We start from the raw sequence: 26,031 nt of genomic DNA on the forward strand, positions 1-26,031 counted from the left end.
CTCTTACTTTTCCCTCAACAGCAGCACAACCTATTAGCCTTATAATCTACCTTATCCAAAATATAGCACATTCCACAGCATCCCACATAAGATACAACAATCTCATTTACATTATTCTTAACTAATCATGTTTCTATCATTCACACATCCTATGACCGTATTCCCTATCAAAACACCTTCACACTTATTCAATAATAGATAATATTCTCTATTTTTATAATTTTAGAAGGATTTGTATTCATTCCTAGCGAATTTGATAGTATAACAAAATGGGAGGGGTATCTATGAAAAAGATAAGCAAAAAGCTTTTAATGTTCAGTCTTGCCGGGGCATTTGTTGTGGGAGGATCAATCCTTACTTCACCGGCTGTCCATGCAGTAGGAAACGGGCCAAATTACAATGGCAATGAAACGGTTAATACTTCCATTCTTACTACCTACGATGAAATGGTTGATTATCTTAAGAAACAGGACTCAAAACAAAGTCAAATGGAATTGGAAGTGATTGGCCAATCTATGAAAGGTCGCGACCTATATCTTGTTAAATATATCTCCAACCCTGAAAACCCAACTATTCTTTTTTTAACACAACAGCATGGTAACGAGCAATTGACAACAGAAGGGACGCTTGAGTTCATTAAACACCTGGGAACTGGTAAAACAAAAGGTGTGCTAGATAATGTGAATGTGTTGATTGTTCCGATGTTGAACCCTGATGGAGCAATGGGAGATGTAGATTTTGATTTAGATGATTATATTGCTAGCGGAGATCGTCATCTAACAAGATACAATGCGGCAGGCGAGGATTTAAATCGTGATCATGTGAATAAAGTTTTCCCGGAAACACAAGCCCTGCATAATAATGTATTAAGTGCTTACGATATTGATTATATGATAGACCTGCATCATCAGGGAGCTAATAGTGAACGTGATGGAGAGCTAGTGTCTGGTTCCATCCTTTATCCGACTACGGAAAATGCAGACCCTGAAGTTGTTCATAAATCCAAACAATTAGGTGCTGTGGTGTTTGATAAAATAGATTCAACTGGTTGGGGACATCTTGGTAAATATAATGGCGGTTCTGCCGAGACAATTTCCCGAAATGGAATTTCTGTCGAATACGGAATCTCTACCCTGTTATTTGAAATGCGCGGCATGTCGGATCACTCCAATGAATCCGCCATTTTAGGACAAAAAAGTAATGGCTATTTAATAAAACAAACAGTAAATACGTTGGATGCTGCTGTTAGGGCCATTTCAGATGGATCTATCAACAATAAAGATGTTTCTTTTTGGGATACTTTACCAACACAATCTACGAGGACAACGGAGTAAATAGTTATTTCCCCATAAATCATGATAACTCGTACTATACCTTGAACTTCTCTAGGCAGTTTTAGAAAACGGAGCATTTAAGGGATTCTAAGAAAGCGATTATTACTTTCTTAGAATCCTTTACTTTGGTGTGGAATCTTTAACTTTCTATTAAAAAGAAAAGCACCTTCTCCGTTTGGATTTTGGCGCACTCTATCTGAGTGTTGAATTCCAGTCTAGCTTTTTTAAGACCCTTAGTTTTTCACTGGATGTCTATAAACATATTCGGGAAAGTCGGTAATAATACCATCCACGTTGCGTTCAAATAAGTTATTTGCTTGTTCCTGCGTTCGCACTGTATAAGGATATATCTTCATCCCGGCAATATGAACACGGTCAACAAGCTCATCGGTAACAATGCTCATATTTGGGTTGAAGAAATCAGCAAAAGTTGTAAATTGTGCCAACTGTTCATCGGTAACATTTGCCCAAGAAGTACCCGCAAGGACACCGTGAGGGACATTCTGCAGGAGTGCCTTTGATTGTTGCACAGATGTATGATTAAACGACTGGATAATAATTTTTTCGTTATTAGGCTTATGCATATTACGCTCCATTAAGGTTTCAGCGACTTTTTCTTCTACGCCTGGATACAATTCAGGAGATTTTAATTCTATTAATAACCCAATCTTTCCTCGATATGTATCGATTACTTCCTCAAAAGTAGGAATTTGTTCACCCGCAAATTCTTGTCCGAACCAACTTCCGGCGTCCAATTGTTGAATTTCTTCAAGTGTGTAATCCCCAACAGATCCTGCCCCATTTGTTGTACGATTAACAGTTGTATCGTGAATGGCTATTAGCTCTCCATCCTTGGTCATTTGTACATCAATTTCAATATAATCAGCTTTCATTTCAAAGGCTTTTTCAAAAGCAGCCATTGTATTTTCCGGAGCATGACCTGATGCCCCTCGATGTGCAATATTAACCATTTTTTTCTGTTGTTGAACTGTCTGAGTGCCTCCACCTTTGGATGCGAATACAGGAACTGTGAACACAGACGCGAAGATCATTACTGTTAACGATAAAATAGTAATCTTTCGTATCATAATCTTAATCTCTCCCTTTTTCTGTCTTACTTTTTATTATAGAGGTAATCTATTAAGTAAATGTAAACTGTAAGATAAAGAGATGTAAGATAAACTAAGAAATTCTTAATAGTTCAAAAAGTTTGCAACATTGAGGCTTCCATCTTTACTACCAAACCCTAACCCCCACTCAATCCCCTTCCAACAGCCTCAACATAATCATAAAATTCCTCCGTCCGATTATCCCGATTCCCAGACGAAAAATCCCCCTCCTCAAAAAAAGCCTTTCGCTGCGCAGTGCTAATCTCTAATTGAACTCCTTTGCTCTGCCTATTTTGATTAACAATATTGTCCTTTTCTTCCCCATTGATTTCCTTCGGTGCATCACTTACGGAAAATCCAGCTTTTTTTAGCTCTATCTCGATAGATTGAGCTAATGCTTCATCCAATCCTCCCAAATACGTGTGTTTTTCCAGTTCATCCTCGTATCCATGGAAAGATACGGTATAGAAACTGTCTGAGACAAGGGCTACTGCCTCTGGTTCATCGAAGTTCGTGGAATCAATATGCAGGTCCGTATTGTTTGCTGCTTTGATTCCTTGAAAAGAATAGAAGGAATAGTCGCCTGCGAAAGCTAATTGTTCCGCTAAATCCGTTGTACCAGGCTCTATCCCTCCGCCATGGATGGCTATGCTGGCAACATCCGAATCTCTTTCTTCGGAACTGATTCGATAATCTTCATCCTGCCCCTCCTGTTGATGAAGTTCGTTAAAGTTTTTATATTTATCGTTCCCGTTACTTCCATTGACTAGCAGCAGCGCTATCATTATAACGGCCAGTGCTAGTCCCACAATCATAAAGTTATTTCTTTTCATCGCTGCTACCTCTATTTCATGTATGCCATATTCTCTTTACCATTCTCTCATTCTACTATATCAGGCATCACATCTGAAACGTCATCAATATACTACCAGTCATTTATCGAACTTTTCTGCTTTCTCCACCCACTCCTCTGCGTCAAACATGCTAAAATAAGCATACCGATGAAATAACAAGTCAAACAGCAGCGAAAGGAAAAACAACCATGACCTTAGACTATACAAACTCCATCCCGCTTCATGTGCAGTTAAAACAAATCATTGAACAGAAAATATATAACGGCGATTATGCAGAAAAGATTCCCAGCGAGAGAGAATTGATGGATGAACACTATGTAAGCCGAAGTACGGTGAGACAAAGTATCGAACAGCTGGTTCGGGAAGGAATCTTGGTGAGAAAGCCGGGGAAAGGAACCTTTATCGCCGTTCGAACGATTAATGACTGGCTTGGCAGCCTTCACAGCACCTCGGAAAATATCGAGAAAATGGGGATGGCGCCGGGAGCCAGATTAGTAGCCTCCCAGGAAATCGAGTTAGTTGGAAGATTAAAAGAAGTGACCGGTTTAGATAAGGCACATCACTTTAAAAGAATAAGGTATGCAAATGATATTCCGATGGGAATTGAAAGGCATTATTACCCTGTGGCATTAGGGAAAAAGCTGTCTCAATTTAACCTGGATGAAGAAGCATTCTATGAGCTGCTGGAAAGAGAATTAAAAGTAAATACCTTTCAGGCGGAGCAGGAAATCAGAGCCGGAATCTCCACCCGGGATGATTCAGAGTTACTGAATATTCCTGAGGGGACAAGCATCATTATTGCAGAAAGAAAAATTACCGATGTCCATGGAGACTTCGTGGAATTTGAGAGGGCCTATTATCGTGCGGATATGTACTCCTTTAAAATAACCTTGTCGAGAAATAGCAAATAAAAATAGAATAGTTATTGTTTTTTAACTGGTTAGAACATTCTGACCTCCTTGAGAATACTGGTGTCTATCGCATAAAATATAAATACTATTTTTGCAGTCAAAATTAGACAGCTTTTTTAGGGAGGTCATCCATATGAGTTTTATGATTGCATTCAGTATCGCAAGTATCCTGCTTTGTGCCGGTATGATTATTCGGGCCAAAGTAGCTTTTATTCGAAATATGTTAGTGCCTGCCAGTGTCATAGCTGGTATTTTAGGCATGATTATCATGAATACAAATCTTATCCAGGCAACCAATGCCGAAATGTTCACTGTAATTGTTACGCAGTTATTTACGATCACGTTCATCTCCATTGGCTTAACAAGCAATAACAAGGCGAATAACGACCATACTGCCGGGAAGCAGATTGCCAGAGGCTCCCTCGGAATGGGCATGCTCTGGAATCTATTATATGCACTCACCCCTGCTGTCGGCGCAGTTGTCATTTTACTCGTCGGCGGTTATTTCGGAATGGACGCCCTATATGGGCTGCTTATCCCCTTTGCCTTTACACAAGGACCAGGGCAGGCGGCGACATTCGGATCTATTTTTGAACAGCAGTACGGAATAGAAAATGCAGCGATGGTAGGCCTGACCTTTGCGGCAATCGGTTTTATCGCCTGCTTCTTAATTGGCGTCCCACTTGCAAAATATGGGTTAAAACGCGGGTTAGCCAAGAAATATGGCGAATCCGAAATTAAAGATTATGTCAAACGAGGCTATTACACGAAGAATGAGAAAAGAGAATCAATCGGACAAGAGACGGTATTCAGCGGAAATATGGATACAATGACGTTCCACTTTACGATGATTGGTATCTGTTATGTGCTGGCTTTAGGAATGGCATCTCTTATTTCCATGATTCCTGGTATAGGTCCGACGCTTGGCGGAATGCTGTTTATTTACGGCATGCTTGCCGGCTATTTTGTGAAAATGGTATTGAAAAAGCTGCAGCTGGACCATTTGCTGGATAATACCTTTCAAACGAAAATTACCGGCTGGTCCACCGATTATTTAGTTGTCTGTTCCTTTATGGCCGTTCAATTCAGTATCATCGGCCAGTGGATTGTTCCAATTATTATCGAAGCCGTTGTCATAGCTGCGCTTACTATTGCAGTCGTTTTATACTTTGGAAAGCGCTTAGGCGGCGACAACGACTTTTCCCGGACGCTCGGTTTGCTGGGAACCTCGCTGGGTACTGTTCCAAGCGGAATCGCGCTTGTACGGATTATTGAGCCTTCCCTGCGTTCCACCACAGCCATCGAATTAGGGATGATGAATATTCCGATGATGTTCTCTTATATAACCGTTTCAACGATTATGATGATTATGGCCGGGACATTATCCGTCACAGCTGGAATTCTATGGTTACTGGCGCCTGTCCCTATTTATTTGATTCTATTAAAGGTATTTAAAGCATGGGGCAGAAAAACATACGATTTCAAAGAGGAAGCTGAACCAATCAAAAGTAAGAAAAAATCCTATGCATAATCTACAGCGAAATAAGGAGTGAAATCTGCAATGCAAAAATTATATTATGGCGGCGATATCATTACGATGACTGGAGAGAATGACAGCGCCGAAGCAGTGTTAGTAGAAAATGGGGTTATCAAAAAGCAAGGCAGCCTAGCAGAAGTGAAACAAGCAGCCAGCCCTCAGGCAGAAAGCATTGATTTACAAGGAAATACCCTGATGCCTGCCTTTATCGACCCGCATGGTCACGTTTCGATGGTTGGTCATTTTTCATTGATGGCTGATTTAAGTGAATGCGATAATTTTGATGAAGTAATTCAAGCACTAAAAGCATATATTCAGGAAAAAGAATTAAAAAAAGGCGATATTGTCGTCGGATGCGGGTATGATCATAATTTTCTTGCAGAAAACAGACATCCAACGAAAGAGATATTGAATCAAGTATCCACGGAGCATCCTATTTTGATTTTACATGCTTCCGGCCACTTAGGCTGCACGAATGATTTGGGATTACAGGCAGCAGGCATAAACGAGCACACTTCCGACCCGGAAGGCGGTACAATCGGCCGGGTTGCAGGTACAAATGAGCCAAATGGCTATTTAGAAGAAAATGCCGTGATGGGATTACAGAAAACCCTTTTTAAAGGTGTGAAACGGGATGAGTTCAAACTGGCAGAGTATGCCCAGAATGAATATATCAAAAATGGAATTGCAACCGTTCAGGACGGCGCATCATCCAAAGAGATTATTGACTTATTCAAAGCCTTGGCCCAGCAGCAAAAGCTGAAAATCGATGTGGTCGCCTACCCCGTATTTGATGCAGAGCCGAAAAAGCTGATGGAAGAAAATAAAGATTATGCCAAAAAATATCAGAACCGCTTTAAAATCGGCGGATATAAAATGTTTTTAGACGGGTCCCCTCAAGGGAAAACAGCTTGGCTCACAGAACCTTATGAAGGCGAAGAAACCTACCTGGGATATCCATGGTTCAAGGATGAGCAGGTCAAACAATATACCGACGCAGCAGTCAACGATGGCGTGCAGCTATTAACACACTGTAATGGAGATGCCGCTTCTGATCAGCTGTTACGGAACTACCAAGCATCGCTGGAAGAATCGAATCATCCAGATAAAGAGAATCTGAGACCTGTGATGATACACTGCCAGACCGTAAGAAATGACCAATTGGACATCATGGCCGACTTATCGATGGTCCCTTCCATCTTCGTCGCGCACACGTATTACTGGGGAGATGTCCATCTAAAAAATCTTGGCGACAGGCGTGGACGTCGTATTAGCCCGGCAAGATCCGCATATGACCGCGGTCTGTGCGTGAACTTCCATCAGGATGCACCTATCGTCAAACCGGACATGCTGCATACGATTTGGTGTGCGGTGAATAGACAAACGAGAAATGGTGTGAGCATCGGGCCCGAGGAATGTGTCAGTGTCTATGAGGCGTTGAAGGCTGTCACGATTAATGCCGCGTATCAATATTTTGAAGAGGATGATAAAGGGAGCTTGGAAGATGGGAAAGTTGCCGATTTGGTGATTTTGGATCAGAATCCGATGAAGGTGGATACGATGGATATTCGTGATATTCAAGTTTTGGAGACGATTAAGGATGGGGAGACGATTTATCGGAGTGAGGTTCGTGTGAGGTAATTGCATTTTAAAGAAGCTCCGAACCCTATAACTAAAAACTTGTTACAGAAAACAAATCACGAAACAAAGCAAATAAAATAATTGAATGAATTATTGAGTTGTTAAGGATTAAAGAAGCTTTATCACAGCTTTATTAGTGCCGTTGCTATCTAGATTAATTGCAAATGGGGGCAAGTATAGCTTCATTAAGCTATTGCTGTGTTTTGTTTGTTACTTCAATACGACAATTACAGCACCAGTCATATCTCTTTTTATAAATTGTAAAAGCAACAGAATGATTTTATTATCTGACTGTTGCTTTTAGTTTTCAATTAAATATCCACTGCCAATCACTGTATATGAATGACATAATAAAAATACATAGTTTAGCGGTGTGAAAGTACATAGACAAAACCATAAAAAAACCTGCTGCACAATTAAATAATTAATTATGCAACAGCCTCACGCTCAATATAATATATTCCTTTTATCCTTCATCTATAAAATCGATTATTTTATCTAACTTCCTACCCTACCCCGAAACCGGGTAAGCATAGGCAACAAACCGATCAGGTGCACTGCCTACAAAGTGGAATGGATAACAGGTCGTTACTACTAATACCTCTTCTCCCATCTCGCGGATAACCGATGTATCATCCTCAGGAACAATTTCTGTTTCCCTGATTTCGTACGTATACTCACCATAAGGCATCTGTACGACAAATGTATCGCCTATCTCCAATTCTCCAAAATCACGAAATACGGTATCGCGATGACCTGATAGAAGAATTTGCTCCTCCTGTCCTGGCAACACCGAATTGGATAGATGACCAACGCCTTTTTCTAATGAATCCGGGTCAGTTCCCTCGACAATAGGCAATGTTTTTCCCAGTTTAGGGATTTCTAAGGTGGCAAATGCTTCGTCTGTCTCTAAATTAAACTCCTCTATGATTTTCTCTATATCCTGGTCGGGGTCATCCTGCTCGCTGACTCCTTGCTCGATTCTTTCCTCCGCCTGAACTAAAGACTGTTTTTGCGATTGCTCATGTCCTATAATTTGATAACCAAAAACACCTAGACAGACGACGCCAATGATAATAAAGAGGATTCCGATACGTTTCATGGTGATGCTCCCTTCTTCATATCAACTTAATCATTTTCATTACCTTCTAAATAGAACTAACTCAGACTGCTGATCAATTGTTGCCATTTATCTGCTACTTTTTCTTCCGTATAATGAGCAGCTGTGCGTATGGCTGCCTGCCGATAGTATTGCTTTTCTTCGTCCGTTTGATTTAAATACGTAACAATCTTCTCAGCAAAACTTTCCTTATCTCCAAAATCAACAAGAAAACCATTTTTTTCTTCTTGAACCATTTCATCAACACAGTAGCGGACATTGTAGCTGCCAACAGGACAACCGCATGCTAAGCTTTCTAAAACACTCATGGTGAATCCTTCAGCTTGTCCAGCAAATAAGAATAAGTCGCTGGAGGCGTATACGTCCTCTACATTGTCTACATATCCTTTAAATGTTACATTATTTTTTAAATCAAGCTTTTGAACTAATTTCTTTAAATTCTGTAGTTCTTTTCCACTTCCGTAAATTTCTAATATTACTTCTGGAATATGTTGCTTCACTAAAGAAAGAACTTCCAATAAGTGATTGATATTTTTTTCGGGAGCTAAACGTCCGACAGAAACCAGCTTATTGGTTTTAGGCTTCTTTTGATCTAATTTATCAGTTATCTTGCAAGGGTGCGGAATAACAGCCAAATTATTAAAGCCAAATCGCTTTTCAATATCTTGTTTCTGATTATTTGTTAACACAACTATATTATCGAAGCTATACGGACTATTAAAAACTTCTAGATAATTCTTATTTATCTTGGAACGAAATGCTGTGTTTGAAAAATAAGTGGAATGAATCATAGATATTGTTTTCACGTTTAATTGGTTTTGTCCCGTAAAAATCGGGCTGTATCTTTTATTACGATCAATAATAACAATAGGTTCTTCCTGTCCGATTATTTCTTTCAAAAAATAAAGAATAAGAGCCTGCTCATCTGGCAGCACGGTTTGAAAAACAGCATTTCCATCACTGATAAGATAAGGACCGTCATCGTACTTTACAATCACCCGTTTGCCATAAACATCGAAGTATTCTGTCATGTACACCGTGTTATCATCGTGTAAATATTCGGTGTGGGATAATTGGCCAAACCGGTTAAATCGATCACGGACGATTTTTTTACCATTATGAAAATAATTTATATAATCTAAAAGCTCATTTGATCTAAATACCATATACTTTACGAGTTTATTATTGGCATCAAAAATACGAATATGTCGTTTTTCTGCTGATTTTTCATCTTCATACCCATATGTTTGTTCTTTTTTTATTTGAAAAGGGGGCATGTTCTTTCCCTCTTCACTGCGTTGAAAAAACTCGAATAAATTAATCATGGAAATATCCGGGTCAACGATTCCATTTTCAACATAGCGCTCCCAATTTGTATGTATATTTACGTTTTTATTCACTGTAACAAATACAGGTTCCACATCTAAATATTTCACAAACATATTCCCGCGTTTCATTGCTGATTTTTCAATACCAGTAAGATGCTGTCCAATATTTGAATGTAAGAAATAAGCTTTTCTCTTCTCCAATGACGAACTCCTTTCCCTATCCAAAACAATGTCAGCAAAGCTCCTTTTGACATATTAGCAGAGCTTTGCTTAGACTGTAAATTATTACTGTTTATTCTGTTTTAAAAATAAATTATAGTACGCACAATATCCAGATAAATAATGTTCCACATCATCAATTCGCGTTCGGAAGGAGTGATGCCGAATGAAGAAACTGCCGGTGATTCTTTTCGGATTTTTAAAATACATGGCCAGTTCCGGATAGAAAAAACCATTACGCTGATACTCTGCCCTTCGGTGAATCGTTGCTTCTAATTTCAATTCATCAAAATCTAATTCGTTAATTAAGTCACCGTATCCGTCTGCTTTCATACGATTAACCATCTGATATGCTGCAATCATCAACTCAAGGAAGGTAGGATATGTGGTGATTCGTTTGTAAATATAATCCAGTCTATTTTGTACGTTCTGTAAGCCGAATTTATAATATTTACGTTCCGGTTTATAGAGAGTGACCTCATTGGTACAGTAGCTTAGCCAGTGATCGTGATGTTTCCAGTGATCGCTTTCAATAAAATAGTCAAATGCTTTTTCAACTGCTTGTAACCACTGTTCATCACGGTCAATTTTATAAAGACGCATCAACGCAAAACAAGCTTCTCCATCATAATAAACAATACGGAACTCCTCTTTTAACGCAAGAGATGGATAATCTAGTATATGAACAAATTTACCATTTTCCTGCTGCAATTGAAGAATACCTCGTGCTAATTTCTGAGCGATTGGAATATGTTCTACATTCTCAAAGACCTCTGTGTATTTCGTGATAGCTAATATTGCTGCAGCAATTGCGCCTAGTTTCACTTCCATCCTATCTGCTTGTTCCCCATCAATGATATAAGCTATGTCTTTCTCTTCATCGACGTATAGTTTTTCACGAATAAGATAATCAATCCCTCTTTCAATGGCGTCTGCAGCTTCTTCTGTGGGATGAAATTCATAGGCTTCAATCATGGAATAAATGGTACTGCTATGCCGAAGACTATTATAGTGCTTTATTTCTTTATCATAGTAAGAGAAAAAACCATATACAAACCTACCATTGGGTTTACTTAAACTGGCTAAATATTTTTGCCCGCCTTTTATTAATATGTCAACTTCTTCTGCATTTAATGGGGTATCCCGCCGTCCATTATCACGTTCGCCCTGATGTAATTTATAGCAGTTCCCTTTTTCATAAAAATAACCTTGTGTCTCAAAAATATATACTTTTTCTACTTTCTTAAAATCAATTGGTTTTCCATTTGGTCTATGTTTTTGAATATACTTTTGTAAATTTTGTTCATGGATAAAGCCGCGTTTTGTTTCTCTATCAATTTGAATCACAGCATTCCCATTTAGTTCTTGTTCTAAAAATGCATGTTTGAAATCCTTACTGAAGCTGACACCTTGACGAAAATAATTTTTCTTGGTTTTTGTAATTCGGTTGATAAATTCAGGAATAGTTACAGGAATAACGTTGGTAACAATATCAATCTTTATAGAGGTAAATAATTCTTTTGTTTTTTTCAAATAGGAATCACCCTGATTCTCTATATTCTCCCATGCCTGATAAAAACTTTTCCCATTTGCAGTGAAGACGGCAGCACGTTTTTCCGCAAATCCAATTGATAAAAAGATAGTCAGCGAGGCCTGGCCGTTGATTTGCTGAAAGGTCTCTCCATCCTCTATTATATTATTTTTCAATGGTTCAAGGTGTTCTTTAAAATGTTGATAAGGTACTTTCTCCTCTGTAATCATCATGTCCTCCTACACTTAAAAAGCAGCATTATTTTATGTAGACAAAAGCAAACATCTTTTGACGTTTGCTTTTGTTTTGGTACTACTTATTTATTCATTCGTTTTATTTCTTCTGGAGAATAATGTTACTCCTACTCCAGCAGCTACAGCAACTAACCCAACTAGCCCAATTGTCCACATGGATGTTGCAGTACTTGGGAGTTTCTGACTTTCGTGCTGGTTTTGACTACTTTCAATTTTATAGCCTTGGCCAGATTGCCCTTGCGTCCCGTTAGAGCCAGAACCAGAACCTGATCCATTTCCAGGAGTGGCAGTTGCACCTTCTCCATCATTTCCGCCTGAACCAGAGCTGCCGTCTGCAGGGACAGTTACTTCATGCTCGTCATTAACATTGCCTGCTTCATCTGCAACAACTAATGTCAGAACATCTCCTTGATTAACCTCGTCTCCCGCAATAACAAGGGTGTATTCGCCAGTTTCTTCATCATAGATAACTTCTTCAATTTCAACTTCATTTCCATTTTCATCAATTAGTTTTATATCAGCTAATTCTTCATCGGATACGAACGAAATTTCATAGCCATCTTCACTATTTCCACTAATTACTACATCGCTAAGTTCTGGTGCGTCCGTGTCAGCATCTCCATCAGCATCCGAGTCACTGTCTGAATCGGAGTCACTATCTGAGTCAGAGTCGCTGTCGGAGTCAGAGTCACTATCGGAATCAGAGTCACTGTCCGAATCGGAGTCACTATCGGAATCAGAGTCACTGTCCGAATCGGAGTCACTATCGGAATCAGAGTCACTGTCTGAGTCAGAGTCACTATCGGAATCGGAGTCACTGTCTGAGTCAGAATCGCTGTCCGAATCGGAGTCGCTGTCCGAATCGGAGTCGCTGTCGGAGTCGGAATCACTATCGGAATCGGAGTCACTGTCCGAATCAGAGTCGCTATCTGAGTCGGAGTCACTGTCCGAATCAGAGTCGCTATCTGAGTCAGAATCACTGTCCGAATCAGAGTCACTGTCCGAATCAGAGTCACTGTCGGAGTCGGAGTCGCTGTCCGAATCAGAATCGCTATCGGAATCAGAGTCGCTGTCCGAATCAGAGTCGCTATCGGAATCAGAGTCGCTATCGGAATCAGAATCGCTATCGGAATCAGAGTCGCTATCGGAATCAGAGTCGCTATCGGAATCAGAGTCGCTGTCCGAATCAGAGTCGCTATCGGAATCAGAGTCACTGTCGGAATCAGAGTCGCTGTCCGAATCAGAATCGCTATCGGAATCAGAGTCGCTATCGGAATCAGAGTCGCTGTCGGAGTCGGAATCGTCTTCTTCATCAAAGACAATCGTGTCTTGACCTTCTGAGTCATTCAATAAGTCTATGTCAATAGCAGTAGTAGTTAGACCAGCACCACGTACAGGAACTTCACCTGATACACCAGCAGGGTTTTCTACACCTACGTTTAAGTTAACGGACATTGAACCAATTGCTTGTACACTGGCAAGATCATTGGATAAATCAATCGTTCCATTAGTGATTTGATCAATAAGTCCATTTGCTTCACCTGCTACATCAGTCACCGCCCCTAGGACTCCGTTAACAGCCTCATTCAATCCTCCGATAATTTGACCAACACCAGGAATATTTTCAGCTCCAGGTAAAATTTGAATTTCTAGAGCATTGGCAGCATCTACAACATTTTGCAGTGTTTCAACAATAACATCTTGAACAGCTGTTTCAAGATGTTGGCCAACACCATCTGTAAATTCGACAACAATTGTACCATCTGGATTTATTGTATAATCAACTTGATCATTGTACTGTAGTAAATCAGCTAACGCACTATCCAAGTTATTAAGTGCATCAAGTGCGCCACTTAACTCATCTACTCCATTGATGGTAAGAAAACGTTCTGGAATAATACTGCTTTGCAAGTCATCTACAACGCCTAAAACATCTGACACAGTGCTAGTTAACTCCCCCGTTAAGGTAGTTACAAGCCCACCTACTGCAGGAATATCATCCATTGTAATTGCTGTAAGATCGACACTTACATCAGCTGAACCTTTTTGATACATTTGACCAGCTAATTCAGGAATGCTGAAAGCAACTACTCGGTCTGGATTAAGTGCTTCAACATTAGCAACACCTGTACCACTTAGATTTAATGCTAAATCATAGTCTTCCCCATCTGCTGGTTGATTTAAAGTTGCATCAACATTTACATTCTCTAATAACCGCACTTCCGCCAAACTAGCAAATGGAGCAACATTTAAAATAGCAGAAGAGCTGGCGATTTTAGGGTTTGTCAAAGCTTCCCCGGCTGTTGACGCACTTGCTACAGCAGGTAATGTATTAAAAGCTAATAAAGAAGCTGCTGCTGAAGAAGCAAAGACTTTTCTCATTTTACTCGATCGACTTACTTTTTTTGCTTGCATCTTACGCTTATAGTCAAAATTCTTTTTACTCAAAGTCTCATCCTTCCATTCTGTTTTATCTAATAAACATTAACTTGACGAAAACAACAAAAGATTAATATGTACTTTATCTAATCAAACTCCCCCTTGCCTTTTAGCTAATTTCTAAAGATGACTGAGTCAATCAAACGATTAATTATGTATATTAGCTAAAATTAAAAATTTCAGAACATTCTCGTTGATAGATAATAATCCAACAAAGGACCTAAATTTTCATTAGCCTAAAAAAGTAACTTCTTTTCTAGTCTTTTAAATAAAAACCATGAATAGATAATTTCAGAAATTCCAATCTATCAACGAAAATCTATGTAGCAGAAGAGTGTATCTAAACATTCTGCTAATTAAGGCAATTCTATCTAAATCTCATAATCATGTGAACCCTGGACTTTAGACCTTAATTCTTAATTCTTTTTTACTTATTGAAGAAAATTTATTTCTAAATTATCTTTTTATCCTTTAAATCAGCTTTTTATAGATTTATTAAATATTTATAAATATATTTAAATAGTTAATTTTTCCTCAATTACCTTTTAAAAATCTCTTTATAAATAAGTTTATTGGCTTAATAATGATTATATATTCATTTAAATTAATTCAAATTACCTTAATTTAATTCTTAAATTTTCTTATATTAAAAAATAGTATCCTAACCAGAGAACAATCATCTCCTGAATTGTTTTGATTTGTTAAACCTTGTATTTAAAGGGATAGCGCAACTATAATTTTTATTATGTTTAGATAACTTCTTTTCAATGTAAATAAAAACTCTTAAAAACTTCGAGTTTCTAAACTTTGAAAAATAGTTAAATCGACCCCTTATATTGTTTTTTCGACAATAAATTTACCTACCTTGTTCAAACAATTTGTTTCTTAAACCTCAGAAAAAAATTAAATAAAAATATAGAAACTTTCTAGAGGCACCCCCTGCCTCATTTCTCTATTTCATTTAAATAGAAAGGAAGTGGCAAAGCCTCTTCAACAGAAAAAATGACTAAATTTGAAAAATAACAATGGAATATAGAACACTATTTTGCTAGTATTAATTTTATAAAAAATAAATTTGGGAGGAACAACCCGTTGAAAAAATTATTACTGGCAGCATTATTTTTAAGTTTATTATTGGCTGCATGCACCAGTGACAGCGATACTGGAGAAAATACTGAAGAAGAAAACAACGAAACAGCAGAGAGCGAAAAAGATACAGATACTTCAGAAGAAGAAAAAGAGGTATACAGCATCGGTGATACAGCAGTAATTACCAGCGATTTATACGAATTTGATTATGAGGTAACGGTAAACGATTTTTACTTTGCTGAAGAAGCAAATGGGAAGCCAATGGAAGATGTCATGTCTACTTCTGATGATGATTTTAAGCTGGCCGTGGCAGACGTTACATTCAAAAATATAAGTGATGAAGCTTATGTGCCTCATGATATGTATTCTGCCAACTTATCAGCAATAGATGAAGATGGCGGGGAAATATCTTATAATGAATTTTTTCCGGAAGCAGATGAAGAATTAGCTCCGGGAGAAGAAATAACAGGACCGTTAGTGTACGTAGAAAGAGTAGATTATGCCGATACCTTTTTATTAAAATTTGAAATGATGTCAGATGAAGAAACACATTTCGAATTGCCTAACCCTAATCAATAAGATAAATAACCAATTAAACCCATCATCAATCCAAACCCTGGCGTGAGGCATCGTGCCAGGGATTTTTTGTGAATGACATCTTTTTAAAAATAGAGAAAGATCCCTATTCAGAAATAAGTCCATATTTGGAGTATCTATATCTTACATATTCTGTTGATTCATTGCCCCTACCATCGAAATGATTGTAAGAATGCCAGCAATAATAAAGAGCTTCAACCAAAACTTCGGCATAGATTTTTTCTTAATGATACGGTAAAGCAGACCCCAAATCCCAGTAAGTATGAAAGAAAGTAAAAACGCTCCTAGAAGTCTGCCAAAAAGATAGGCAATCATGTTGGTCATTATAGATTTCTCCTTTGTTTATTATTTCATTTTTGATAGGTTATTGATAAATTTGTTATATCAACATATTTCATCAAATTTTGTTACTTTAATTCGTTTACAGCTTAGGCGCCTTGATTCATATCATGCCGAAGCTTCTCTCTTCCTGCATAACTTTTATTACTCATACGAGCGATAAGAGCAATAAAAAACCACTCCAGAATCGTCCATAATAAATAAAGTCTAAGAATGGTACCTTCTTGTAATGTAAACAAAACGACCGCACCCTCACATAACGCAGGTACGGCCTCCTCTATTAAGCAATTTTATTCTACGACTTCAAAGCCTTGGCTCTCCATCATTTCTACAGACTGTTCCAAACTGACCGTATCAGCACCCTCTTCTCCTTCAAAGGTAGAACCAGGCAGTGCTGATATTTCAGAAAGATCAGCTGTCGTGTAATCGATTGTCATTGTTTCAATGGCTTTATCATCTTGATAATCAATATTATGTTCAAGTCCTTCTGTTCCTTGGATTTCGGCAACAATGGGGTCGAGAATAGCTTGAGCCTCTTCTTTTGTTGTTACCATTAAAGAAGAATAGGGTATTTCACTTTCGGTAGATTGTTCTATTACTTCGTCACCCTCGGCTACATATGTAATTTTCATAATAACTCCGTTTTGTTCACTTTGGAGTGTGACCGTTTCTTCCGAGTTACAAGCCATGAGTCCAGCTAATGCCACAAGCAAAGCCAGCATTCCAATGATTCTAAAAGTTTTTTGTTTAATCATGTTTTTTCTCCCATCCATCACAAATTTATATTTTTTACATGGTTCCATTACCTTACTTAGATCCGGTCCAATATTTTTCCCTGATCCGCATTACTTGCATCTCAGGGGAAGCTTCCTCTGCAGAGACAAGGCAAGTTGGTTCGGAGCTTTTTTCATCTGAATTACAAGCAATTCTTGTCATACTAATTCAGTAAAACCAAATAGATGAATAACCGTTTTTTCATATGTGCGCTTCCTTTCTTATGAAGTTTTCAAATAACAGGCTTTCATGTTATTTCATAATATTATGTATTTATAAATCATTTTACAATAGGCCGAATATCACTTAGTCCTAATTCGAACTGGCTTGTCCCCTTTTTGTGTTATGACCTTTTCCCTAATTTTGAGTTCTATATTTAAAATAATTAAGAAACTTCCTTATCTTATTCATTTCTTAGCTATCATTGAAAAGTGCTCTTTTCACCTCTTTTTACCTACTTCATAAAAGAAAGTAAAGGAATTGTAATATTTATTTTTGTTTTGATTTCGTGTTTATGGATTCTTGTATGGCGATTATTTATAACGGAGGATTTGAAAACATGATAAAAAGAGTCTATGTAGAGAGGCCTCTTATAGAATCTTAATTTAATAATACCATATTGTTCTCCCCAGGTACTTAACTATACTGGAACTTTAACTTGTTCAATTAACTCATTTTTAAATCTCTTCATTAATAAATTTACTCTTCCCTCTTTTTAGGCATGAATTTCTGAACAAACTTACATTTTATTCTTCAAAAGCCTACCAAGTTCAAAAGAGTGCAGACATAAAAATCGGAGCTGTCGCAAAATGCATATTATGCATTTGCTAACAGCTCCTTTTAAAATTTCATCACAAATAAGCGTCCGTAAAAACTCTAGCAGAAGCAAGCTTCATTTTATACATTTACAAGAAAAGAATCATAGATAGCACAAACATAAATATAACACCTGATATCATCGGTACAGAAGTACGCTTAATAATATGAATTGGATTTAATTTTAACGTTCCAGCTACAATTAAGATAACAGCAGCTACAGGGGATACGGCTCGGAATAAGTTTCCTGCCATTCCCATTGGAACACTGATAGCAATTGGGCTGATACCTGCTGCCTCGGCAAGTGGTACAACCAGCGGAACCATTGCAAAGAATAAGGCAATGCCGCTTCCGCTCAACAGGACTATTAACGCTGTGACAGCCACTAAAATAAGCGGCAGAATAAATCCGTTTCCTTCGCCATGTGTACTTTGCATTGTTTCCTGCAATGTGTCAATCAAACCAATCGATTGTAAACCTGCAACAAAGACAGAAGCAGCAACCAGTAATGCTACTACTGGGAGCATATTACCCATTCCTGTAAAGAATTTCTCTGTGCTTGCAAAGACCTCTTTCGCCTTACGATGACGAATCAATTCACAGACAATTGCCAGGATAAATGAAATTAACACAGCAATTTCTACATTAACAGCTATCGTAGCTGAAGTTGTCATTTCAACAATAAAAGAAACGAGTAAAATAATAATCGGAAATACTGGAAGAATTGAATAAACTGTTTTATAAAGTTTACTACCCTCTACCTTTTCAATATCTTTTAATTCCACCTGTTCCTCCGACTCCGCTGCCGTCATTTTTTTATCCATTCGTTTTTGCCAGAAATAGTGAACCAATGCGATAAATAAAATGGTAGGAATCGATACAAGCGCGTGATAGCTAAATACATATTGTGTTACTGTCATATCATTAAACATAGGATATTTAGCAAGTTCCTCTGCAATAGCAACGTTATCACTGCCCAGCGGTGTGGGTACAATCGTTGCTGAGGTGGCAATAACAGCACCAATACTTAATGTAGACATCCCCGCTTGTTTTAAAACAGGATACAAGGTTGCAAGAAGCAGAATTGCTAAGGTCGACGCACTAGGAATAACCAAAGATAAAACGTTTCCAAGCAAAAATGTAAGTGGAACTAGAAAATAAACTGACTTTACTTTATTAATAGGTTTTGTCAATACTTGAACTGTTAAATCATTCGCACCAATGGAAGACATATAAGCGGTATATCCTCCAAGAATAAGAATAATTAATCCAGCTGAGCTCAGTGTTGCTTTGAACTGTTCAACAATTACCTGTAATGGATCGAGCAGGGCTGAGCCGGTTGACTGAAAGTCCTGAAATACAATATCTTTTCCCATTGCTAAACTAATCAAAAGCAGAACAATCCCCATTAAAAATAAGGCAATTTTAATATCCATTTTCTTGATCAGCATATAGACAATAACGACAACGGCTAAAACAGCGGAACCGTACATAATAAGATTATCTAACATGATGTCTTCCCTCCGAAGAATGGTTAATGCTTAATTACATTTTTGAATGCTTTCCATAAACCATTTTTTAAATTCTTTCGCATCAATATCAACACAAACGTTTACATTTGGCGTTTTATTCATTTTTCCTTTTAAATCGACAACGGTTGTTCCTTTTGTTAAAGCACCATCTAATTCAACATCGACATAAGAATGTGCTACTTCAAACAGGTCGGGTTTTAGCAAATAAGCAACTGCACAGCTGTCATACATTTTCAAACCATGATTGAAGCTTCCACCCCGGTATTTTTTAAACAAATGATAAATCATATTTCCTGTCTTATTCATATCTTTTAAAACTTCGCTGTCTTCCGGATAAACAAGTGCTTTTAGACCAACATCCAATCCAGCCATAGCAATAGGGACACCGCTTGCAAAAACGATTTTAGCAGCTTCTGGATCTGCATAAATATTAAATTCTGCCATTACCGAAGAATTCCCTCTGCCTGTTGATCCTCCCATCATGACAATTTCCTTAATGTTCTGCTTCACTTCCGGATAAGTTCTAAATAACAATGCAATATTTGTTAATGGACCAATCGGTACAAGTGTCACTGGTTCATCGCTTGTTAGAATCTCTCTCTTCATTGCAGTTACAGCATGTTCATCTAAAAGAAGGCTTTCATCTGCTTCTTCAAAATCATAACCATCCATGCCTGTCTCTCCGTGAATATCACTGGCATCAACTGGATCAACGATTAATGGTATTGCAGCACCTTTGGCAATAGGAATCTGCTTATTAAAGAATTTCATTAACCGGAGCATGTTATACGTAACTTTTTCTAAGCTGACGTTTCCATTTACCGTTGTAATTAAGCGGACATCGAGTTCTTCACTGTATAAAGCAATTCCTAGTGCAACTGCATCATCAATTCCTGGATCTGTATCAATAATAACTGGCTTCTTATTCATGACAATTCCTCCAATATTTTTCTAAGTTGAATTTTGTTCAATATTTTATAAATAAATTTTTATATTAAGCAGGACGTCTTCTCTCTCGGCTTAACAGCTGCCTGCATCTTTCTTCTGTATAAATACTGTTCTTACCTGAGAGAAAACCTTGCTGCTTTATTGATTCTTCATTCTTTTGATAACCTCTGCTCTTGTCGGCATTCCTTCCTGAGCTCCAATTTTCTCTACAGCTAAAGAGGCTGCGGCATTCGCAAATTCAATTGCTTTCTCTATATCTTTTTCTTTTGCATATTCCGTTACAAAGGCCCCGTTAAAGGTATCTCCTGCTCCAGTAGTATCCTTTACCTTTGTCTGAAAAGAAGAAATTGTCTTCTCTTTCCCATCCGGGAAGGTGAAGGCAACACCGTGCTCTCCTTTTGTCTCTATAATCTTCTTTTTTATAGATAAAGTATCTATGGATTGCTTCATTGCCGAATGCTCTGATTCGTTCGGTGTAATAAACGCTGCTTTTTCTGCAACGTTCTCCAGAATCTTGTTATATGGGGCTGGATTAATAACAACAGGAATTCCATGTTTATAAGCAAGCTCTATCGTGTACTCAATTGTTTCCTTCGGTATCTCAAATTGCATTAATATGATATCGCAGGAAAGAATAATTTCCTGTTTATCTTTCACCAGTTCCGGTGTTACATATTTATTTGCTCCTGGAGCAACAATAATTCGATTATCCCCATCAGAAAGAACAATAGTTGCTGCACCGGTTGATTCATGAGGAACTGTTATAATTGCTTCCGCATTAGCGCCTTCATCACGAAATCGTTCTTTTAAAATTTTTCCGAATGAGTCATCACCAACAGCTCCAACCATAACAACCTCTGCTCCCAGCCTGGCTGCTGCAATTGCCTGATTTGCTCCCTTACCGCCGGGATAGGTTGTAAACGATTCACCAAGAACCGTTTCTCCCTGTTCAGGCACTTTATTCGTTGTTGTTACCATATCCATATTGATACTTCCAACAACACAGACACTTGGATTTTTTTTCATACAATTCATTCCCTTACTTTGTTGATTGTCTTTTGATTAATTGAACAGTGTATTGTTCAGAAGTAATTTCCTTCTGCTTATTTTCCATCCGGTCAATAATTATTTCAGCAGCCCGCTGCCCAATTTCATAGATAGGCTGCCCCATTGTTGTCAGTGCCGGTGTTGTAATTTTTCCTAATTCAATCCCATCAAATCCAATAACAGATAAATCTTCTGGAACACGCAGGTTCAAAGCTTCAGCAGCCTTTAAAACACCTACCCCCATTAAATCATTCGCAGCAAAAATACCATCAATTTCAGGGTGTTTTTTTATTAAGTTCTTTGCTGCATGATAGGCATCCTCGAAGGTATATTCTCCCGAGGTAATAAAATCTTCTGAAAACCAATTCTCTTGTTCCACTGCTTCCAAATACCCTTTTTTACGTTCTACTGCACTTGTTGTATCTTCCGGTCCACTTATATGTGCAATCCTTTTACAGCCTGACTTCTGCAGATGCCGCACTGCTTCTACCGCACCTGTCCGGTTATTAACCGTAACAGAAATCACATCCATAATTTCTCTGTCTAACGCAACAATTGGAACGTTTACTTTATTCAGCGTTTCTAAAGGAATGGAGCTTGAAACCATTACCACGCCGCCAATTGTTTTTTGCAGCAGGGCATGCAGGTATTTCATTTCCTTCTCCCGATTGTTGTCCGTATTACAAAGAATAAAAGTATTGCCTGACTTATTTGCAGTATCCTCCACCGCACGCGCCAGCTCAGGAAAGAATGGGTTCATAATATCCGGTACAAATAATGCAATCATTTTAGATGTCCCTTTAAAAAGAGTCCTGGCTACATCATTTGGACGATAATCTAATTCTTTAATTGCAGCTTCTACTTTTTCTTTTGTTTTTTCATTGATATATCCATTTTTATTCATAACACGGGAGACAGTAGCAACAGATACACCGGCAAGCTTTGCAACCTCTCGGATAGTCGCCATAACATTCCTCCTTCTATCAAATATGTAACCCGTTACATATTAATGTAAATTTAAAACGGATTTATGTAACCCGTTACATAACATTGTAAAACGATTTCATTTCAATGTCAATGATTTTTATTTTTAATATTTTACTGGGTATATCTCTCCATTACAACTAATTTCTTACTGCCTCGCACAAATAACAAAACTATCCAGCGATTCTGTTTCCTCTTGCTGATGGTTCATTAAATGATTATAAATATCGAAAAAAGATTGATAGGTTCCCCCCATCCAAAAAGGAGCTCTTCATCCCCAACCTTCTATAATCAAACCACTAAAGAGCATCCCAAGAAATTGAGCAAATATTAAAGTAAAAGAAATGCTTCCCATTGCAACATGGACTTCATCCTCTGAAAAATAAATCGGATATAAGGCAGTAAAGGCAACTCAACTTGCAGTTGCAAGTCCGGTAAGCGTTCGTGCAAATAATAACCAACCCGCTCCCAAAAAAGAACTGCAAGGGGAATTTAGTTTACACTTCCTTTTTTTCGCTTTAGCTTTTTGTTCTTTTGATTTATTTTATTCTTCAAAATCCTGCCAGGTTCAAAAGAGTACAGACATAAAAACCCCTTTTAGATAATCATATCTAAAGGGGCTCAATCTAGACTTTATTAGTATATAGGATTAATAGTGATTTTCAATAAACTGCTGATTAGCAAAATAAACATGGGATACGCCTTATTAAAGAATTGCCCCCTTCGTATTGTACAGAAAAGGCATTTATCAACCGCTTTTTCACATAACTACTACCCCTTTTCATGCTTTTATACTTTGCGTCATAGTGCTACATAAAGTAATTTCGACTTTGTCAAACAGTATCCAACCACCATAAAATGTTAAGTTGAGCACAAATCCTTAAAACAACTCTCTACTATAACATCCTCAACAATTACAATATTTCAATATACCCTTCTGTTCCATGCACACGAATTCGTTGCCCATTCTTAATCCGCTTCGTTGCATTTTCTACACCAACCACTCCTGGAAGACCGTATTCTCTTGCAATAACGGCTCCATGTGTCATCAGCCCGCCAACTTCTGTAACGAGTCCTTTAATGGAAACAAACAATGGTGTCCAGCTGGGATCGGTAAAGGGCGTAACTAAAATATCTCCTTCTTCCAAGTTGGCTTCTTCCATATTTAAAATAACACGTGCTTTTCCTTCTACAACTCCTGAAGAAACAGGCAAACCTACTATTGCCTCGGCAGGGAGATTTTTTCTTTTATAATCACCTGTAATGATCTCACCATCTGATGTCATCACACGTGGCGGAGTCATTTTTTCGTATGATTTATATGCTTTTTTCCGTTCACTGATAATCTGATAATCCAAGTTGTTTGTTCGTACAGCTTCATGAAGTTCTTCCAAAGTGAGGTAGTATATATCTTCTTTTTCATAAATAATATCCGCTTGTACGAGCCGTTCAGCTTCTTTTAGCAAAGCTTGTTTATAAATGAAATAACGACTAATAAAGCCATATTTCGGATATTCCCGATAACCAATAACATTCCGCATTAAACGAATTACCCGCTTCATTTCTTTCGCTTTTTGCCTCCCATCGGGTAATTGCTCCAAGCGTCCAAGAAGCTTTTGTTCTTTTTTGAAAGCATTTTGCCGTCCTTGCTCAAATTTTGTTTTGCTGGCACCAGCTTCAAAGTTTTTAATATTATTGAGAATCATTGGGACAAGTATAGACGGTTTTTCACTCCAACGCGTTTTTGTAATATCGATTTCCCCGGCACAGCGCATACCATATTTGTTCAGATAAGCATAAATGGCATGTTGAGCCTCTGGGCCACCTTCAAATTCGGTCAATTTATCTAGAAAATCATCCTCTTTAACGCCTTGTAAATACGCAATTACTCCCGGGTAAGGGCGAATGACATCTGCCACATCTAATAATTCCAGTCCCATCTCTGAAGTAATATTGTTTGGTGCAGATTGCGACAGTATATCTGCCACGTTCTTTTCTCCCAGCCATTTCTCCATTTTTTTATTAATCCATACAGGAGCCTCTAAAGCAGTCATGATTACTTTCGAGCTTTGCGGATCAAATAAGATTTCCTTTAATCGCTGAAGGTCTTCCAGAATAAAATCAAACAAATCCGCTCCTGAATAGGCTTGGATATTCTGTTTTAATTCATCTACAGATGCTTGATTGCTTTTGATTAAGTCAGAGACAATCGTGGAGTCATTTTCAATTTGTGATTGAAAACCAATCGAATCCATCGCTTTATCACGATTGGTGAATGTTGGTTCATGATCGCCATTTGGCAAAGGTTTGCTAAAATCTCCCCGATCAATAATAGTCATTAAGGCATCTTTTATCAGCGGATCAGACTCTCCAAGGGTTTCTATCAGCGTTTGTCTGCTGTCAGGTGTAGCTAGTCGCGGTGCAATATCAACAAATAATCTCCCGCCAGCTTGATGCATTGGTGCTGGAGTTGTTGACAGCCAGAAGGAAATTCCTAATGGCTTCATAGGATCCGTCATCATTTGTTGATGGCCGACAGATACATAAACATGTTTTTCTGCATCATGCACTTCAGGGACGGGATATAACGTCGTAATAGGACGACTCTGGACAATATAAAATGTATCATCAACCAAACACCATTCAATATCTTGCGGCATTCCAAAGGAAGCTTCAATTTCACGTCCGATACTGGCCAGCTGTAAAATTTGTTGATCTGTAAGTGTTTGAGCCTTTTGTTGTTCCGGATTCAGCTGATGTGTATTTGTCCCTCCATCTTTTCGTCTATAGATAGCTAATTTTTTATCGGCTATCATCTTATCTATAATTTTCCCTTCTTCTACTTTATAGCAATCAGCTGATGTCAAGCCGGAAACCAGCGCTTCTCCTAGCCCAAAACCAGCATCAATCGATAGCAGTTTTCGGTTGGAGGAGATGGGATCTGCCGTAAATAAAATACCTGAAGCCTGCGGGAACACCATTCTTTGAATGATAACAGATAAATAAACTTGATTGTGAGCAAATCCATTTTGTATCCGGTAGATCACTGCACGATCCGTAAATAAGGAAGCCCAGCATTTTCGGATATGCTGTAAGATAGCTTCTTTTCCGATGATATTTAAATACGTGTCTTGCTGACCGGCAAAGGAAGCATAAGGCAAATCCTCAGCAGTGGCACTGGAACGAACAGCATAAGCATGTCTATCACCAAATTTAGAGAGTTTGCTGGTAACCTCCTGCACCATATCAGAAGGGATTTCTGCTTCTATAATGGTTTGCCGTATCTTTTTGCAGAGTTCACCAATTTGGTCTCGATCCGCTGCATTTAATCTTGCTAACTGGTGCAGTAATTCTTTAAATCGACCATTTTTTTGGATGGCTTTTTGATATCCAGCTGTCGTGATACAAAATCCTTCCGGCACCTTTATCCCTGGAATTTTTGATAATTCCCCTAAATTTAGCCCCTTGCCTCCAACGTTCATAAGCTGTGTTTTGTCCATTTCCTGAAAACCGATAACCAAAGAACGCATTCTACATCTCTCCTATTCGCTATGGTTCTATTGATTTTAGCAGTAGTAACTGGGAATAAACAGTCTATATTTACTTTTTTGTATATGCTATAATTAAA

The 26,031-nt window shown here is 38.2% G+C and carries 19 protein-coding genes; 5 read left to right on the forward strand and 14 right to left on the reverse strand.

Annotated features, from left to right (window positions below; genetic code table 11):
- Positions 1 to 284 precede the first annotated feature (284 nt).
- Positions 285 to 1,334: a M14 family zinc carboxypeptidase gene (locus ACW0TQ_RS19280; RefSeq protein ID WP_084612833.1), complete on the forward strand. Its 1,050-nt coding sequence runs from the start codon at positions 285 to 287 to the stop codon at positions 1,332 to 1,334.
- A gap of 233 nt (positions 1,335 to 1,567) precedes the next feature.
- On the opposite strand, the gene ACW0TQ_RS19285 is transcribed toward ACW0TQ_RS19280, so the two are convergent.
- Entirely contained in the window at positions 1,568 to 2,422 is an 855-nt protein-coding gene (locus ACW0TQ_RS19285; protein WP_341173298.1) for a glycerophosphodiester phosphodiesterase, read from the reverse strand.
- 158 nt (positions 2,423 to 2,580) lie between these two features.
- Entirely contained in the window at positions 2,581 to 3,276 is a 696-nt protein-coding gene (locus tag ACW0TQ_RS19290) for a poly-gamma-glutamate hydrolase family protein (protein ID WP_341173299.1), read from the reverse strand.
- A 209-nt stretch (positions 3,277 to 3,485) separates the two neighbouring features.
- On the opposite strand from ACW0TQ_RS19290, the gene ACW0TQ_RS19295 reads away from it, so the two are divergent.
- The 3 genes from ACW0TQ_RS19295 (at position 3,486) to ACW0TQ_RS19305 (ending at position 7,386) form a co-directional block, all read left to right on the forward strand.
- Positions 3,486 to 4,208: a GntR family transcriptional regulator gene (locus ACW0TQ_RS19295; RefSeq protein WP_042529714.1), complete on the forward strand. Its 723-nt coding sequence runs from the start codon at positions 3,486 to 3,488 to the stop codon at positions 4,206 to 4,208.
- Between the two features lie 133 nt (positions 4,209 to 4,341).
- Positions 4,342 to 5,739 carry a sodium/glutamate symporter gene (locus ACW0TQ_RS19300; protein WP_341173300.1) on the forward strand — a complete coding sequence of 466 codons (1,398 nt, stop codon included), beginning with the start codon at positions 4,342 to 4,344 and terminating at the stop codon, positions 5,737 to 5,739.
- Between the two features lie 30 nt (positions 5,740 to 5,769).
- Positions 5,770 to 7,386: an amidohydrolase gene (locus tag ACW0TQ_RS19305; RefSeq protein WP_341173301.1), complete on the forward strand. Its 1,617-nt coding sequence runs from the start codon at positions 5,770 to 5,772 to the stop codon at positions 7,384 to 7,386.
- 511 nt (positions 7,387 to 7,897) lie between these two features.
- Here the strand turns inward: ACW0TQ_RS19305 and ACW0TQ_RS19310 are convergent.
- From ACW0TQ_RS19310 to ACW0TQ_RS19325, 4 genes are all read right to left on the reverse strand, one after another.
- On the reverse strand, positions 7,898 to 8,488 hold the full coding sequence (locus tag ACW0TQ_RS19310; protein ID WP_256705118.1) for a class D sortase: 591 nt from the start codon (positions 8,486 to 8,488) through the stop codon (positions 7,898 to 7,900).
- A gap of 56 nt (positions 8,489 to 8,544) precedes the next feature.
- Positions 8,545 to 10,035: a glycosyltransferase gene (locus tag ACW0TQ_RS19315; protein ID WP_455725931.1), complete on the reverse strand. Its 1,491-nt coding sequence runs from the start codon at positions 10,033 to 10,035 to the stop codon at positions 8,545 to 8,547.
- Positions 10,036 to 10,119: 84 nt separating this feature from the next.
- The gene (locus tag ACW0TQ_RS19320) at positions 10,120 to 11,817 is read right to left on the reverse strand and encodes a hypothetical protein (RefSeq protein WP_341173303.1); all 1,698 of its coding nucleotides are present in this window, start codon (positions 11,815 to 11,817) and stop codon (positions 10,120 to 10,122) included.
- Positions 11,818 to 11,904: 87 nt separating this feature from the next.
- Complete coding sequence (locus ACW0TQ_RS19325) at positions 11,905 to 14,286, reverse strand: adhesive domain-containing protein (protein WP_455725932.1); 2,382 nt, start codon at positions 14,284 to 14,286, stop codon at positions 11,905 to 11,907.
- 1,083 nt (positions 14,287 to 15,369) lie between these two features.
- On the opposite strand from ACW0TQ_RS19325, the gene ACW0TQ_RS19330 reads away from it, so the two are divergent.
- Positions 15,370 to 15,945: a DUF4352 domain-containing protein gene (locus ACW0TQ_RS19330; RefSeq protein WP_341173305.1), complete on the forward strand. Its 576-nt coding sequence runs from the start codon at positions 15,370 to 15,372 to the stop codon at positions 15,943 to 15,945.
- Between the two features lie 141 nt (positions 15,946 to 16,086).
- Here ACW0TQ_RS19330 and ACW0TQ_RS19335 read toward each other — a convergent pair whose 3' ends face one another.
- The 8 genes from ACW0TQ_RS19335 to ppsA form a co-directional block, all read right to left on the reverse strand.
- Entirely contained in the window at positions 16,087 to 16,287 is a 201-nt protein-coding gene (locus ACW0TQ_RS19335) for a hypothetical protein (protein ID WP_341173306.1), read from the reverse strand.
- Positions 16,288 to 16,391: 104 nt separating this feature from the next.
- On the reverse strand, positions 16,392 to 16,541 hold the full coding sequence (locus ACW0TQ_RS19340) for a hypothetical protein (protein ID WP_341173307.1): 150 nt from the start codon (positions 16,539 to 16,541) through the stop codon (positions 16,392 to 16,394).
- Between the two features lie 51 nt (positions 16,542 to 16,592).
- The gene (locus ACW0TQ_RS19345; RefSeq protein WP_289585038.1) at positions 16,593 to 17,057 is read right to left on the reverse strand and encodes a YehR family lipoprotein; all 465 of its coding nucleotides are present in this window, start codon (positions 17,055 to 17,057) and stop codon (positions 16,593 to 16,595) included.
- A 924-nt stretch (positions 17,058 to 17,981) separates the two neighbouring features.
- Positions 17,982 to 19,403 carry a C4-dicarboxylate transporter DcuC gene (gene dcuC / locus ACW0TQ_RS19350; RefSeq protein WP_256705125.1) on the reverse strand — a complete coding sequence of 474 codons (1,422 nt, stop codon included), beginning with the start codon at positions 19,401 to 19,403 and terminating at the stop codon, positions 17,982 to 17,984.
- A 30-nt stretch (positions 19,404 to 19,433) separates the two neighbouring features.
- Positions 19,434 to 20,354, reverse strand: a complete 921-nt coding sequence (rihC, locus tag ACW0TQ_RS19355; RefSeq protein ID WP_341173308.1) for a ribonucleoside hydrolase RihC — start codon at positions 20,352 to 20,354, stop codon at positions 19,434 to 19,436.
- Positions 20,355 to 20,510: 156 nt separating this feature from the next.
- A complete protein-coding gene (gene rbsK / locus ACW0TQ_RS19360) occupies positions 20,511 to 21,398 on the reverse strand; it encodes a ribokinase (protein ID WP_332094429.1) in 888 nt (295 codons plus the stop codon).
- 13 nt (positions 21,399 to 21,411) lie between these two features.
- Positions 21,412 to 22,386 carry a LacI family DNA-binding transcriptional regulator gene (locus tag ACW0TQ_RS19365; protein WP_256705128.1) on the reverse strand — a complete coding sequence of 325 codons (975 nt, stop codon included), beginning with the start codon at positions 22,384 to 22,386 and terminating at the stop codon, positions 21,412 to 21,414.
- Between the two features lie 931 nt (positions 22,387 to 23,317).
- Positions 23,318 to 25,933: a phosphoenolpyruvate synthase gene (ppsA, locus tag ACW0TQ_RS19370; protein ID WP_341173309.1), complete on the reverse strand. Its 2,616-nt coding sequence runs from the start codon at positions 25,931 to 25,933 to the stop codon at positions 23,318 to 23,320.
- Positions 25,934 to 26,031 lie beyond the last annotated feature (98 nt).

It is taken from the genome of Oceanobacillus sp. M60, from assembly GCF_053839645.1.